Consider the following 13365-nt stretch of genomic DNA (forward strand, 5'->3'; position numbering starts at 1 on the left):
TCCTGTGTTCGCCTACGAGACATTAACGCCCAACCGGGGGTTCCCGGGGGCTTGAGTGCGGGAGACGAAGCCGAACCAGGCACTGCCCGGTGAAGCGGAATCGGCCCATGAGAAAGGACCGCGGTGGAGTTCGACGTCGTCGTTGAGATTCCGAAGGGGAATCGGAACAAGTACGAAGTGGACCACGAGACCGGGAAGATCAGGCTCGACAGGCTCCTGTTCACCTCCACGCAGTACCCCGCCGACTACGGCTTCATCGAGAACACCCTCGGCGAGGACGGCGACCCGCTGGACGCGCTGGTGCTGCTGCAGGAGCCGACCTTCCCCGGTTGCTACATCACCTGCCGGGCGGTCGGCATGTTCAGGATGACGGACGAGAAGGGCGGCGACGACAAGGTCCTCTGCGTCCCCTCGACCGACCCCCGGATGCACCACATCCAGGACATCCATCACGTGTCGGAGTTCGACCGTCTGGAGATCCAGCACTTCTTCGAGGTCTACAAGGACCTGGAGCCGGGCAAGTCCGTCGAGGGCGCCAACTGGGTCGGCCGCATCGAGGCCGAGGCCGAGATCGAGCGTTCCTTCCGCCGGGCCAAGGAGGAGGGTCACCACTGACCCCCTCAGCGGGGCCTGGTGGCGCCCACCAGGTCCCCGCGCCAGATCGAGGCGACCCGCACCACGTCGCCGGTCTGCGGCGCGTGCACCATCTGACCGTTGCCGACGTACATCCCGACGTGGTGGATGGTGCCCGGGTCGCTGCTGACGTAGCCGAAGAACAGCAGGTCGCCCCGTCTGAGCTGGTCCAGCGGCACGTGCGGGCCCGACGTCCATTGGGTGCCCGTCCAGTGGTCCAGCTGTACGCCCACCTTCTCCCAGGCCCGCATCACGAGCCCTGAGCAGTCGTACGTGTCCGGGCCCGCGGCCGCCCACACGTACGGCTTGCCCAGCTGGGTCAGCGCCCAGTCGGCCGCCACGTCCCCCATGGCCGAGCCGCCGGTGGCCATGCTCTGGAGTGATGCCGCCCGCTGCCTGGCCAGCAGCTCCGCGCGGGTGCGCGCCGCGTCCACCCGGCGCTGGAGGACCACCGTACGGGCCTGCAGCTCCGACGTCTCCTGCCGCTGCCGGGCCACCGCCTGCTCGGCCACGATCTTGGCCAGCGCGACCCGTTCCGAGAGGACCCGGTGGGCGGCGTAGGCGTTCGCGGCCTGGGTACGCAGGATGGCGGCCACCTCCTGGGCGTCGCGCATGCTGCCTAGTATCGCCGCCTGTTCGCTCCTCATCTGCGCCAGCAGGCCCGCTCTGCGCAGGACGCCCTCCCGATCGCCCTGATCGACGATCATGCTGACGACCGGGGTCATCAGGCCCAGCCCGCCGTAGCTCTCCGCCGCGAGCAGCGCCACGGCCTGCCTGGCCCGCTCGACCTCCGCGTCCGCCGCCGCCAGCCGCGCCCTGGCCTGCGCGTACGTCTGGTCGGCCTGCTGGAGCCTGACCAGCTCGCCGTTGTACGCCTCCACCAGCCGCTCCACCGCGGCCGCCATCCCGTCCAACCGCGCCTGCGCCGTGGCCAACTGGGCACTGGCCGTCCCCAGCTCCATCGAACGGTCCCGCGCGGCCTGCCGGGCCTTGCGCACCTCCCGCGAGGACGGGACGGGGTCGGCCACGACGGGCGGGCACAGAGTGACGACCAGGCAGCACACGAGGAGCCCGGCCCGGAATGCGCGCATTGGTCCCCCCGGAAACACATGGTTACTCTATGCACACAGTTCCCGGCAATTCACTCACGTAACGTGATCGGGCCATGCTGACCTCGATGTTCCGCAACCGAGGGCACGCATTCACACCCAAGACACCCGCCCCGAAACGGCAGCCCACCCTTCGGAGGGCGCTCCTGAGGTCGGCGCGGAAGGGCGGCAGGGGCAAGGCGGCGCGGCGGCGTCGGCGGGATGAGGTTGCCAGACGGCGGCCGGGTGGGGCGGCCGGGCGGGGTGGCGCGGTGCAGCAGCGGGGTGGATGGCTGGGCGTGGTGGGGCACGGGGCGGCGCGGCACTCAGCAGTGGTGCAGTGCGAGAGGCTGCGGGTGGGAAACGGTGGCAGCGCGTGGACCCGTGGGAGGTCAGCCGGTGGCGGTGGGCGAGGGGGCCTCGGTGGGGCTGGTTGTTGTGGTGGGTTGGGTGGGGGTTTGGGTCGCTGTTTGGGCTGGTGTGGGGGTTGGCGTGGGGCAGGGGGTGCGAGGGGTGGGGGTGGATGGTGGTGGGCTGTGGGCTGGTGGGTCATGGGGTGGGTCGCCTGCTTGTGGGCGGTGAGTCGGTGGGGACGGCAGCGGTGGGGGGACGTACGTCGGGGGTTGCGGGTCCGGGGGCTGGGGAGGGTCGGCGCGGTCCGGGGAGGAGGGTGCGGCGTCCGGGCGCGAGGAGCGGGCGGAGTCGCGGGCCGGCGCGACGGACGGCACCAGCATCGGGACGCCGGTGACGCCGATCGGGCGGGTGGTCGTGTTGTCGAGGACGGGATCGCCCGTCACCACCACATCCGGAGGCTGGGAGCGCCAGGGCAGGCGGATGGCGGGCGGTTCGCCCGTGGCCGGGAACGCGGCCGTCGCCACCCCCGACACCCCGCTCCCCTCGGTCTCGAGCTGCTGCAGGATCAGCGCTATCGCCACCACGGCCGCGACCGCCGCCACCGCGCCTGCCAGCGCCTTATGCCACCCTCGAACGTTCTTGTCCGCGGGAACGGGAAATCCGGCGGCGCCCAGGTTGCCCGTACGTCTGGCGACGTAACGGCGGTACGGCAGGAGTTCGGGGTCGACGAAGCAGCTCATCACCCGCAGGCGGAGCGCGTCGGGCAGCGTCTGCTGGGGCAGCAGGCCGAGGACCTTGGCGGGCGACACCTCGCGGGTGCGGTGCGGCGCGCAGGTCTCGCAGCGCCGCAGGTGCCGGACCAGGCGCTCGCGCATCTCCTGCGTCAGCTCGCCGGAGAACCCGGTGAGGATCGCGGCCCGCTGCGGGCAGTCGTACGGGCCCTTCAAGGCGAGGATCTCGGCGGTGATCGCGTCGCGCAGCCGCTCGCGCGCCCCCTCCAGGACCGGCTCGACCTGCCGCGTCCCCAGCACCTGGGCCAGCTCGGGCGCGGGCAGCGAGTGCCGGTAGGTGAGCTCCAGGGCCTCGCGGTCGGCGACGGGCAGGCTCTGGACGGCGTTCCAGGCCATAACGCGCAGGTCGGCGTCGGCCGCGTCGTGCGGGGGCGGCGCCTTGGCCAGGGCTTCGGCGGGCCCCGGCGGCGCGGCGGCCCGGCGGCGCAGGCACTCGGCGCGGGCCAGCGCGTACAGCCAGGTGCGCAGCCGATCGGGGTCGGCCAGCGCGCCCGCGTGCGCCTCCGCCGCGATGAGGGTGTCGCGGAGCGCCACCTGGGCGCTGTCCGCGTTCAGCAGGAGGGACCAGCAGTAGCGGTAGACGCTCTCCGCGTACGTGTCATAGAGCGCGGCGAGCGCGCCCGGGTCACGGGCGCGGAGTGCTTCGACCAGGACGCGGTCATTCATATGACCGAAGGTAATTGATTGGTAACTAGTAGTTCCACCGCTTTCGGGGTGTCGGTATAACAACGCCTTTGGATTTTACCCAATTCATTGTTTATGCTCCGAGACGACCTGTGTGCTCCGGTCTATCGCGAATGGCTCGGTCACCGGCTTGACGGTATGGATCGGCACGGCTCCGGCGAGCGCCAGCTCCTCGTAGGGACGGCCGGTCGAGCCCCAGGTCCTGCTCGTGATGTCGGTCCTCGCGACCTTCGCCCCCTGGGGCAGCCCTGACACGGTGAGGATGAATCGCGGCGGACTTCCGGCTTTGACGTCGTCCACGAATGTGCTCCCGCCGCCGAGGAGTTTGCCCGCTTTGTCGCGCAGCAGCGCGTTCACGACGAGGCTACCGGCCGACATTTGATAGGGATTGCCGACATATCCAGTAATAAGGTATGAACCGTCTTTCTGGGGCAATGTCTGGACGCGGCTAATAGGGAACCGCTGGAACGCGGAGGGGATTCGCCCCGCCGGCCGCCAACGCGCGGGACGGTACTGGATCGTCACCTTCGCCGGCTTCTCGGAAGCGGTGGCCTGGCCGGTGAAGGCCAGCGACCCGCCCGGCGGCACGGCATCGAGCGGCTGGTCCATCCGGACCACCTCGGTGCCCTTGGCGTCGTGTCCGACGATCGTGGCCACCACGTGCTCGCCGAAGTGCCACGGGTTGGCGTTGCTGAGCACGCCCGCCCAGGTGACGGCGTACCCGTCGGCGGACTTGACGATGTTGGAGACCTGCTCCTTGAGCGCAAGGGGCTTGAGCTCTTGCACGGGTCGTTTCTCGCTAGCGCACCCGGAGAGGCAGATCGCCCCGAGTGCGCAGAGTGCGAGCAGGCTGACGGTTCGGCTGCGCGGGATCACTTTGCCGTGATAACCCGTGCATGGGCACGGCTGGCAGATGACACGCGCCAGCCGTACCAACTCTTTAACGGGGACGTACGACCCTGGCCTCGTCCCAAACGGGCTCGGACGACTCGTAGACCGTGCCGTCGGAGCCGAAGACCAGGTAGCGGTCGAAGTCGGCGGCGAACCAGCGGTCGTGGGTGACCGCCAGGACCGTGCCGTCGAACGCTTCGAGGCCGGCCTGCAGCGCCTCCGCGCTGGCCAGGTCGAGGTTGTCGGTCGGCTCGTCGAGCAGCAGCAACGTGGCCCCGGACAGTTCGAGCAGCAGGATCTGCAGCCGGGCCTGCTGACCGCCCGAGAGCGTGTCGAAGCGCTGCTCGGCGATCAGCCCCGCCAGCTCGTAGCGGGCCAGCGTCTTCATGGCCTCGTTCTTGAGCTTGGCGTGCTCGGTCATGACGATCTCGACCGGGGTGCGGCCGAGCAGGTCGGGCCTGGCATGGGTCTGGGCGAAGTGGCCGGGGACCACGCGGGCGCCGAGCTTGGCGACCCCGTCGTGGTTGACCGGCTCTCCGGCCAGCAGGCGCAGGAAGTGGGACTTGCCCGAGCCGTTGGAGCCGAGGACCGCGACGCGCTCGCCGTACCAGACCTCCAGGTCGAACGGGCGCATGAGACCGGTGAGCTCGAGAACCTCGCAGGTGATCGCACGCTTGCCGGTGCGGCCGCCCTTGAGGCGCATCTTGATGTTCTGGTCGTTGGGGGGCGTCTCGGGCGGGCCCGCCTCCACGAACTTGCGCAGCCGGGTCTGGGCGGCGTGGTAGGCGGCGGCCATGCCGTCGTTGTATCTCGCCTTGTTCTTGAGCATGTTGACCAGGGCCTTGAGCTTGGCGTGCTCTTCGTCCCAGCGCCTGCGCAGCTCGTCGAGGCGTTCGTTGCGGGCCCTGCGGGCCTCGGCGTACGTGCGGAACCCGCCGCCGTGGATCCAGATGTTGCCGGACTCGACGGTCACGATGCGGTCGGCCGCGTTCGCCAGGAGCTGGCGGTCGTGGCTGACCAGCAGCACGGTCTTGGGCGTCTCCTTGAGCTGCTGCTCCAGCCACTCCTTGCCGGGGACGTCGAGGTAGTTGTCGGGCTCGTCGAGGAGCAGCGTCTGGTCGGGGCCGCGCAGCAGCGCCTCCAGGACGAGCCGTTTCTGCTCGCCACCGGACAGCGTCGACACGTCCCGATATTTCACCCTTTCGTACGGGACGCCGAGCGCGGCCACCGTACACGTGTCCCACAACACCTCGATGTCGTAGCCGCCCGCGTCGGTGTAGTCGCTGATGGCCTGCGCGTAACGCATCTGCGTCTTCTCGTCGTCGCGCTCCATCATGGCCAGCTCGGCCTCGTCGAGCCGCTCGGCCGCCGCGCGCACCGCCGGCGGGGCGACGCCGAGCAGCAGGTCGCGGACGTTGCTCCCGTCGCGCACGCTGCCGATGAACTGCCGCATCACACCCAGCCCGCCGGAGCTCGCCACGCTGCCGTCGACCGGCTGGAGGTCGCCGGCGATCAGCCGCATGAGCGTGGTCTTGCCCGCGCCGTTGGGCCCGACGAGCGCCGCTTTGACGCCTTCACCGATCCGGAAGGACACGTCGTTGAGCAGGGGCCGCCCGTCGGGCAGCACGTATGTGAGATGTCCTACTTCGACGTGGCCCATCCCGGCAGGCTACCGGGGCCCTTCCGACGCGGTCACCACATTTTCCGCCCGATCAGCCGGACGCCACACCGCCTCCGCCACGCCCTCCACGGCATGACCGAGCTTCACGTCGCTGGTGAGAAGGGGAATGCCTCGATCGACGGCCGGTTGCGCGAAAACCGCCTGTGCTCAGACGAGGGTGGACTTGTAGAAGATGCTGGCCTTGCGGGCCCCCGCGGTGCCGGAGGCGAGGCCGAGGCACAGTCTGGGGCGTCCTGAGACGATCTGGATCGCCATGCCCTCCGGCTCGCGGTAGTCCAGGGACTTGCCCGCCTGGCTGAGCGAGCGCTGGACCTTGGCGCCCGTGCGCAGGTCGACGCAGGTGATGTACGTGTTGCCCGGCGCGGGGTTGGAGGCGCCGTACGCCGTGCCGTCGAGCAGGTAGAGGTAGTTGCCGTAAGCCGTGTAGCCCTGGAAGACGCCCAGGCCGGACGGCTGCGCGACGTCGTACAGCTTCTTGGCCGTGCCCGCCTTGACCGCCGCCAGCGAGTACGCCACGAACCGGGCCTGGCCGCCGACCCGGCAGCGCATGATCAGCCGGTTGGTGGACGGGTCGATGGCGCACGTGGTGCTGGTCGCGCCCGAGATCAGGGTGTACTTGGTGAGCGCCGAGGACGACGGCGTGAGCGTCTGGCCGTTGACGAACTTGAACCTCGCCAGCCGCCGCCCCCAGGCGTTCCCCGAGCCGTCGGCGACCGCGTCGGTCTCCGTCCACAGGTAGGCGGAGCCGCCCGACGGCTCCACGCCGATCTGCACGCCGTGGCCGAAGCCCTTGAGGTACATGTGGCCGAGCACCGATCCCGACAGGCTCAGCTTGGTCACGCAGAGATCCCCGGCCGCCGCCGAGCCCGAGCCGTTCTTCAGCTGGGCCAGGTAGATGTGCCCGTTGGCGTTGTCGAAGGCGAACGACTGCAGCACGGTCTCGTCGTACAGCGCCTTCTTCCAGATCAGCTGGCTGGCGGGCGCCGCCAGGTCGAACCGGCCCGCTGCGGCGGCCGCGGCCGCCGCCGTCTCCGTGCCCGCCAGAGCCGCCGCCGCGGCTCCGGCGCCGACCTTGAGCAGATCTCGACGAGTGACCGGCATACGACCTCCATAACGGATATTTACGGATATTTCAGGAAGTCATCACCATAGTGCAGCCCGCCAGAGGATCACCTTCGAACTCCAACGATCAGATTCGGCCGAGTGTGAGAGGGCCCTAGACAGTAAGTGATCTAATGACTAGAACTGTAGGGAACTTCCCTCCCCAAGGACGAGTGATGACGCGACTCCGCTCCGCCTTAGCACCCCTCGCCATCGCGTTGGTCGGCCTGACGGCCGTACCGCAGCAAGCCTGGGCAGCCCCGCCCAAACCCGTCCCCTCGGTGGCCCCGCAACAGCAACAGCCGGCCGCGCCGAAGGCCGCGTGTGGCCCGACTGTCAAGGGAACCACCACCGACGCGCGCCTGACCAGCCTTTTCACCAACTACGGCAACGACAACAGCCGCCTGGACGACTGGACGGGCGCCGACGGCACCTACTCGGTCAAGCTGCCCAGCGGCAAGGAGCTGTGGATCTTCTCCGACACGTTCCTCGGCCGGGTGAACACCGACGGCTCGCGCCCGCCCGTGGTCGGTGAGGGCGGGGACACGGTCTTCCTGAACAACTCCTTCGCCGTCGAGCGCAACGGCAAGCTGTCCACGATCCACGACGGCACCGCCGCCAAGCCGACCGCCGTGATGCCGCCGCGTGACCAGAACCACTGGTACTGGGCCGGCGACGCGACGGTGGCCGGCGGGCTCGTGGAGGTCACCTACCAGGAGTACGAGCGGTACGGCACCGGCGCGTGGGACTGGCGCTGGCACCGGAACGTGGTGGCCAGGTTCGCCCCGGGCCGGCTGAACGAGCCCATCAGCGTCACCGACCTGCCGTCCGGGCACGGCGTCGCGTGGGCCTCCGCGGTTCTCAAGGACGGCGGATACACCTACGTGTACGGCGTCGAGGACCTCGGCTCGCCCAAGTACATGCACGTCGCCAGGGTCAGCGGGCAGAGCCTGCTGGGCACGTGGGAGTTCCTGAAGGCGGACGGCACCTGGTCGCCGAACGAGGCCGACTCGGCGCGGATCATGAGCGGCGTCGCGAACGAGTACAGCGTCACCAAGGTCGGATCCGGATATGTCCTGATCACGCATGACACGACCGAGGTGCTGAGCCCGAACATCGTGGCCTACACCTCGTGCTCCCCGTTCGGCCCGTTCACCGGCAAGCAGCACGTCTACACGACCCCCGAGACCAAGGGGAACATCTTCACCTACAACGCCCACGCGCACCCGGAGGTCGCGGGCAACGGTCTCGTGATCTCGTACAACGTCAACAGCTTCGTGAACACCGACCACTACCGGGACGTGACCATCTACCGGCCGAGATTCCTGGATGTGACCTTCCAGTGAGGCGCAACTGGGCGGCCCGCCTGCGGCCCGTCACCATCGACGGGCTGCGGGCGGTCGTGCTGGAGAACGAGCGGCTGCGCGTGACCGTCGTGCCGGACAAAGGCGGCGATGTGCTGGAATTTCTGTACAAGCCCACCGACACGGACTTCGTCTGGCTCTCCCCGCAGGGCCTGCGCAACCCGCACGACCACCTCCAGGGAGCGGCCGACGACGTCGCCCAGTTCATCGACCACTACGAAGGCGGCTGGCAGGAGATCTTCCCGAACGGCGGCGCGCCCAGCGAGTACCGGGGGGCGCGGCTGGCGCAGCACGGGGAGGTCTCCGGGCTGCCGTGGCGCTGCGAGATCGTGGCCGACTCCGAGGAGGAGGTCGCGGTACGGCTCAGCGTGCGCACGCGGCGGCTGCCGTACCGGATGGAGAAGGTCTTCAGGCTCAGGTCGGGCACGGCGGCGCTGGAGATCGAGGGCCGGGCCACCAACGAGGCCGACCTCCCGCTGCACGCCATGTGGGGGCAGCACATCGTGTACGGCCTGCCGTTCCTGCGTCCCGGCGCCCGGATCAGGCTGCCGGAAGGCGTCAAGGTGATCCCCCACGAAAGTGCGATAAATCCGGGGGGCCGGCGGGTCCGGGCGGGCGGGCCATGGGAGTGGCCCGTCGTCCCGGCCGACGGCGGCGGCGAGACCGACCTGAGCGTGGTGCAGGAGCCGGGGTCGCCGAGCGACATCGTCTACCTGACGGGCTTCGACGAGGGTTGGTACGAAATTTCGGGGGATATCGGTATGCGGGTGGAGTGGGATGCGACTCTCCTGCCGTACCTGTGGATGTGGCAGGAGCTCGGCGCGTCCACCGACTATCCCTGGTGGGGACGGGCGTACACGCTGGGGCTCGAGCCGTTCTCCAGCATGCCGACCGACGGCCTGGCCGCCGCCGTGGACAACGGCACGGCCCTCGTCCTGGGCCCGCACGAGACGAAGGTGTTGAGGTTGCGCGCGGAGGTGCTGGCGTGAGCGAGCGTAGCGAACGAACAATCAAACACAGTAGCGAATCGCTCATGCGCCCGACGAAGGAGGGCGCATGAGCGAGTTCAGTGGCAAGGTGGCGCTGGTCACGGGCGGTTCGATGGGCATCGGGCGGGCCGTGGTGGACCGGCTGGCCGACGGCGGGGCGTCCGTGGTGTTCTGCGGGGTCGACAAGGACGCGTCGCTCGACACCTATAGCGTCACCGGCGTGGTCGCCGACGTGCGCCGGGCCGACGAGATGCGCGACCTGGTGGACCTGGCCGTGACCAGGTACGGCGGGCTCGACATCGTCGTCACCTGTGCGGGCGTGCAGCGCTACGGCACGGTCGAGGACACCCCGGAGGAGGTCTGGGACGAAGTGCTCGACATCAACCTCAAGGGCGTCTACCTCACCTGCAAGGCGGCCGTCCCCAAGCTGAGGGCCCGCGGCGGCGGCTCGATAGTGATCATGTCGTCGGTGCAGGCGTTCTCCTCGCAAGCGCAGGTGGCCGCCTACACCGCGAGCAAGGCCGCGCTCAACGGCCTGACCAGGGCCATGGCGCTCGACCACGCCGCCGACGGCATCAGGGTGAACGTGGTCTGCCCGGGCTCGGTGGACACCCCGATGCTGCGCTGGGCGGCGGACCTGTGGCGGGGCGACCTGTCGCAGGAGGAGCAGGTCGCGCAGTGGGGCCGCTCCCACCCGCTGGGCCGGGTGGGCCGCCCCGAGGAGGTGGCCGAGCTGGTGGCGTTCCTGGCGGGGCCGCGCTCGTCGTTCATCACCGGGGCCGAGCACCGCGTGGACGGCGGCCTCCTCGCACAGAATCCGGCCGCCCTTCCCGAATAGCCCACAGGTTCCCCTGGAGGCCTACCAAAGCTGGCAAGTGTTGCGTCAACGCGACGAACTTGCAGGTCGTACCACTGATACCAGTGGTCCTCGGCGTGCCGGGCACGCGACCCGATCCGGGCGCGCAGCCCTTGATCGTGCGGCGAGTCACAGCGGCTCGTAATCGATCTTGCACGTTAGGTTACGAGGTCGAAACGACTCACCGATCGAGGAGAGACCTGTGAGGCTATCGAGAAAGGCCGCCGGCATCGCCGCCGCGGCCGCGATGTTGACCGCGATCGTGCCGGCCACCGCAGCGGTGGCCAGCCCCCGCTCGACCTGCTACGGCGGTCGCGTCTGCCTGTACGCCAGCTTCGACTACAACCGCGGTCAGGTCGACCACTGGCGCGACTTCATGCAGGACGACTCGAACTTCGCCGACAACAACTGGCTGAACTGGGACTTCAGCAACTCCTGGGAGAGCATGGACAACGACACCAGCTCCGTCAGGAACCGCATCGGTTGCAGCGCCACGCTCTGGCAGCACCCGGGTTACACGGGAGCCCACAGCACGTTCATGCACAACTCGAACGACGGGTTCCTGGCGAACAACGCCATCGACGACGACCGCGCCAGCGCGCTCGACATCTGGTGCCGCTGAGCAGTAACGGGAGTGCCGGTTTCCGGGCTTGGCCGCCGGAAACCGGCTGCCGCGGACTCCTCGCGGGCGCATTGCTGCTGACCACGGTCACGGCCTGCGCCACCGACGAGCCCGCGCCGCGGGCGCCGGTGAAAGGCGTCTCCTCGGTGTCGGAGCTGGTGCTGCCGTTCGACGCCTTCAAGACCACTCCCGAGCAGCGGGCCGTCCTGGGCAACGCCCACAACCAACTCGTCGTGCAGTGCATGCGCAAGCAGGGCATCACGATCGACCCACCCGCGGAGGACCCCGCCGCCATCGCCGCGGTGGACCCCGGCAACTCCCGCCGTTACGGCGTCGCCGACATCGCGGCGGCCAAGACCTACGGCTACCACCTCGCCCGGCCGCCCTCGCCCGACACCACGGGCGCCTGGGCCGGCAAGCTCCCCAAACCCGCCCGGCACCGCCTGTACGGCACCGCCGCCGACCGCGGCTGCCTGGACCGGGCCACGGTCACCCTGGACAAGGGCGCGACCAAGGCCGACTGGCCGTGGCTGGCCCTGCAGGACTCGCTCACGCTGGAGCAGGCCGCCAAGGATCCGTCCGTGACGGCGGCGGCCAAGCGCTGGGAGTCGTGCATGGGCCAGGCGGGCCACTCCTACCCGGCTCCCGAGGCCGCCATCGCCGACAGCCGCTGGAACCTGGACGAGCTGGCCGTCAGCGAGGACGAGAAGCAGACCGCGACCGCGGACACGACGTGCAAGTGGTCGTCGGGCCTGGTGGCGGCCTGGTTCGCGGCCGACGCGGAGCTCCAGCGGGCGATCGTCCGGGACAATCCCGACCGCTTCGCCGCGCTCCGCGACAACCTCAAACAGCGCCTGGCCCGTGCCTCAGCCCTGCTGACCGAGCACGAAAGCGGCCAGGTCCGCTGACTGCCGCAGCCTGCTCGGCTCGTGGACGTACATCATGTGGCCGGCCTCGTAGTACCTGAACTCGACGTTGGCGGCCAGCTCCGCGGGCACGGGCAGGTGCGCGAACGCGTGCTCGGCGGCGTAGTACGGCGTCGCGCCGTCGTGGTAGCCGCAGGCCACGTGCACGCGCAGGTGCGGGTTGGCCCGCATCGCGTCGGCCAGCTTGTCGACCACCGTGACGTGGGCGCCCTCGAACTCCTTGAACGACCAGGGGTGCACCCGCGAGGTGAGCACCTCGTACGGCAGGTCGTTGGCGTAGCCCAGATCGGTGCGCAGGTAGTGGTTGAGCGCGGCGCTGTAGGGGCCCATGATCGCGTTCATGCTGGGGTCGGCGGAGAAGTGCTCGCGCCCCGAGTCGGGGTCCCAGCCGGTGAACCGGCCGTCGAGGCGGCCGACGGTCTGGCGGCGCGAGCGCAGGATCTCGGTGAAGAACCTGATGTGCTCGATCCGCAGGTCCACGCGGTCGACGTAGTCCTCGCTCAGCCCTGTCAGCGCGGCGACCGTGGAGACGGCGGCCGCGCGCTCCTCGCGGGTGAGCCGGTTGCCGCGGGCCAGCGCCCACGGGTAGTCGCGCTCGGCGTACGCCTCGGCCTCGCGTAGCACGTCGGCCAGCGGCCGGTCGCCGTGCAGCCCGTGATAGTGCGCAATAGCGGCATAAGTCGGCAGATAGAGAGCGTAGGACAGGTCGTTGCCCTGGTTGAAGTCCCCGGTGATGAAGTCGAGCACCGAGGAGATCAGCATCACGCCATTGAGGTACATGCCGTACCGTGACTGCAGGTGGTCGGCCAGCCCGGCCGCCCTGACCGTCCCGTACGACTCCCCCGCCAGGAACTTCGGCGACATCCACCGCCCGTTCCTGGTGGTCCACAACCGGATGATCTCCCCGACGGACTCGATGTCGCCGGTGAAGCCGTGGTAGGGCTCCGGCTTCTCGCCCTCGGCCGCCCGCGAGTAGCCCGTCGAGACCGGGTCGATGAAGACCAGGTCGCTCACGCTCAGCAGGCTCTCCTCGTTGTCGGCCAGCCCGTAAGGGGGAGGCAGGAGCGCGCCCGCGTCCCCCATCACGACCCGCCGCGGCCCGAGCACGCCCAGGTGCAGCCACACGCTCGACGATCCCGGGCCGCCGTTGAACGCGAACGTGACCGGCCTGCTCAGCGGCTCGGCCCCGTCGAGCGTGTACGAGGTGACGAACATCTCGGCCTTGGGCCGCAGGCCACCGAACCTGCCGTCGTCGATCACCTCCTCGCGCAGCACCATGGTGCCGGTGGTGGCGGTGTACGCCTGCCCGGACGGCAGCGTGTGCGAGGTGGTGACGAGATTGTCAGCCGGCGGGGCCGGCTGGGTTGCTTCCGACATATCGCCCA

At 69.6% G+C, this 13365-nt stretch carries 12 protein-coding genes; 6 read left to right on the top strand and 6 right to left on the bottom strand.

Annotation, left to right across the window (positions count from 1 at the left end; all coding sequences use genetic code 11):
* Positions 1–123: 123 nt before the first annotated feature.
* Entirely contained in the window at positions 124–615 is a 492-nt protein-coding gene (locus tag ACIBI9_RS24655) for an inorganic diphosphatase (RefSeq protein ID WP_185069348.1), read from the top strand.
* Between the two features lie 5 nt (positions 616–620).
* Here ACIBI9_RS24655 and ACIBI9_RS24660 read toward each other — a convergent pair whose 3' ends face one another.
* The 5 genes from ACIBI9_RS24660 to ACIBI9_RS24680 form a co-directional block, all read right to left on the bottom strand.
* The gene (locus ACIBI9_RS24660; protein ID WP_397224615.1) at positions 621–1247 is read right to left on the bottom strand and encodes a C40 family peptidase; all 627 of its coding nucleotides are present in this window, start codon (positions 1245–1247) and stop codon (positions 621–623) included.
* A gap of 866 nt (positions 1248–2113) precedes the next feature.
* Entirely contained in the window at positions 2114–3532 is a 1419-nt protein-coding gene (locus tag ACIBI9_RS24665) for an RNA polymerase sigma factor (protein WP_397224617.1), read from the bottom strand.
* A gap of 84 nt (positions 3533–3616) precedes the next feature.
* Positions 3617–4336, bottom strand: coding sequence for a hypothetical protein (locus ACIBI9_RS24670; protein WP_397224619.1), 720 nt, complete (start codon positions 4334–4336; stop codon positions 3617–3619).
* A 154-nt stretch (positions 4337–4490) separates the two neighbouring features.
* The gene (locus tag ACIBI9_RS24675) at positions 4491–6101 is read right to left on the bottom strand and encodes an ABC-F family ATP-binding cassette domain-containing protein (RefSeq protein WP_397224621.1); all 1611 of its coding nucleotides are present in this window, start codon (positions 6099–6101) and stop codon (positions 4491–4493) included.
* Positions 6102–6269: 168 nt separating this feature from the next.
* Complete coding sequence (locus ACIBI9_RS24680) at positions 6270–7223, bottom strand: teichoic acid biosynthesis protein C (protein WP_397224623.1); 954 nt, start codon at positions 7221–7223, stop codon at positions 6270–6272.
* A 176-nt stretch (positions 7224–7399) separates the two neighbouring features.
* Between ACIBI9_RS24680 and ACIBI9_RS24685 the strand changes: the two genes are divergently transcribed.
* The 5 genes from ACIBI9_RS24685 to ACIBI9_RS24705 all read left to right on the top strand — a co-directional run bounded on the left by ACIBI9_RS24685 (position 7400) and on the right by ACIBI9_RS24705 (position 11962).
* The gene (locus tag ACIBI9_RS24685; RefSeq protein ID WP_397224625.1) at positions 7400–8569 is read left to right on the top strand and encodes a DUF4185 domain-containing protein; all 1170 of its coding nucleotides are present in this window, start codon (positions 7400–7402) and stop codon (positions 8567–8569) included.
* A complete protein-coding gene (locus tag ACIBI9_RS24690) occupies positions 8566–9576 on the top strand; it encodes a DUF4432 family protein (protein ID WP_397224627.1) in 1011 nt (336 codons plus the stop codon). Before ACIBI9_RS24685 ends, ACIBI9_RS24690 begins: the two co-directional genes overlap by 4 nt.
* A gap of 67 nt (positions 9577–9643) precedes the next feature.
* Positions 9644–10414 carry an SDR family NAD(P)-dependent oxidoreductase gene (locus ACIBI9_RS24695; protein ID WP_397224629.1) on the top strand — a complete coding sequence of 257 codons (771 nt, stop codon included), beginning with the start codon at positions 9644–9646 and terminating at the stop codon, positions 10412–10414.
* A gap of 220 nt (positions 10415–10634) precedes the next feature.
* Positions 10635–11054 carry a peptidase inhibitor family I36 protein gene (locus tag ACIBI9_RS24700; protein WP_397224631.1) on the top strand — a complete coding sequence of 140 codons (420 nt, stop codon included), beginning with the start codon at positions 10635–10637 and terminating at the stop codon, positions 11052–11054.
* Positions 11055–11125: 71 nt separating this feature from the next.
* Positions 11126–11962, top strand: a complete 837-nt coding sequence (locus ACIBI9_RS24705; protein ID WP_397224633.1) for a hypothetical protein — start codon at positions 11126–11128, stop codon at positions 11960–11962.
* On the opposite strand, the gene ACIBI9_RS24710 is transcribed toward ACIBI9_RS24705, so the two are convergent.
* Complete coding sequence (locus ACIBI9_RS24710) at positions 11921–13357, bottom strand: S10 family peptidase (RefSeq protein WP_397224635.1); 1437 nt, start codon at positions 13355–13357, stop codon at positions 11921–11923. The genes ACIBI9_RS24705 and ACIBI9_RS24710 overlap by 42 nt on opposite strands.
* Between the last annotated feature and the right edge of the window lie 8 nt (positions 13358–13365).

It is taken from the genome of Nonomuraea sp. NPDC050451 (assembly GCF_044458585.1).

Excerpts from the sequence above, each read along its gene's own strand:
- ACIBI9_RS24660 (WP_397224615.1), bottom strand. The coding sequence starts at position 1,247 with ATGCGCGACGCCCAGGAGGTGGCCGCCATCCTGCGTACCCAGGCCGCG.
- ACIBI9_RS24665 (WP_397224617.1), bottom strand. The coding sequence starts at position 3,532 with ATGAATGACCGCGTCCTGGTCGAAGCACTCCGCGCCCGTGACCCGGGC.
- ACIBI9_RS24675 (WP_397224621.1), bottom strand. The coding sequence starts at position 6,101 with ATGGGCCACGTCGAAGTAGGACATCTCACATACGTGCTGCCCGACGGG.
- ACIBI9_RS24680 (WP_397224623.1), bottom strand. The coding sequence starts at position 7,223 with ATGCCGGTCACTCGTCGAGATCTGCTCAAGGTCGGCGCCGGAGCCGCG.
- ACIBI9_RS24685 (WP_397224625.1), top strand. The coding sequence starts at position 7,400 with ATGACGCGACTCCGCTCCGCCTTAGCACCCCTCGCCATCGCGTTGGTC.
- ACIBI9_RS24695 (WP_397224629.1), top strand. The coding sequence starts at position 9,644 with ATGAGCGAGTTCAGTGGCAAGGTGGCGCTGGTCACGGGCGGTTCGATG.
- ACIBI9_RS24710 (WP_397224635.1), bottom strand. The coding sequence starts at position 13,357 with ATGTCGGAAGCAACCCAGCCGGCCCCGCCGGCTGACAATCTCGTCACC.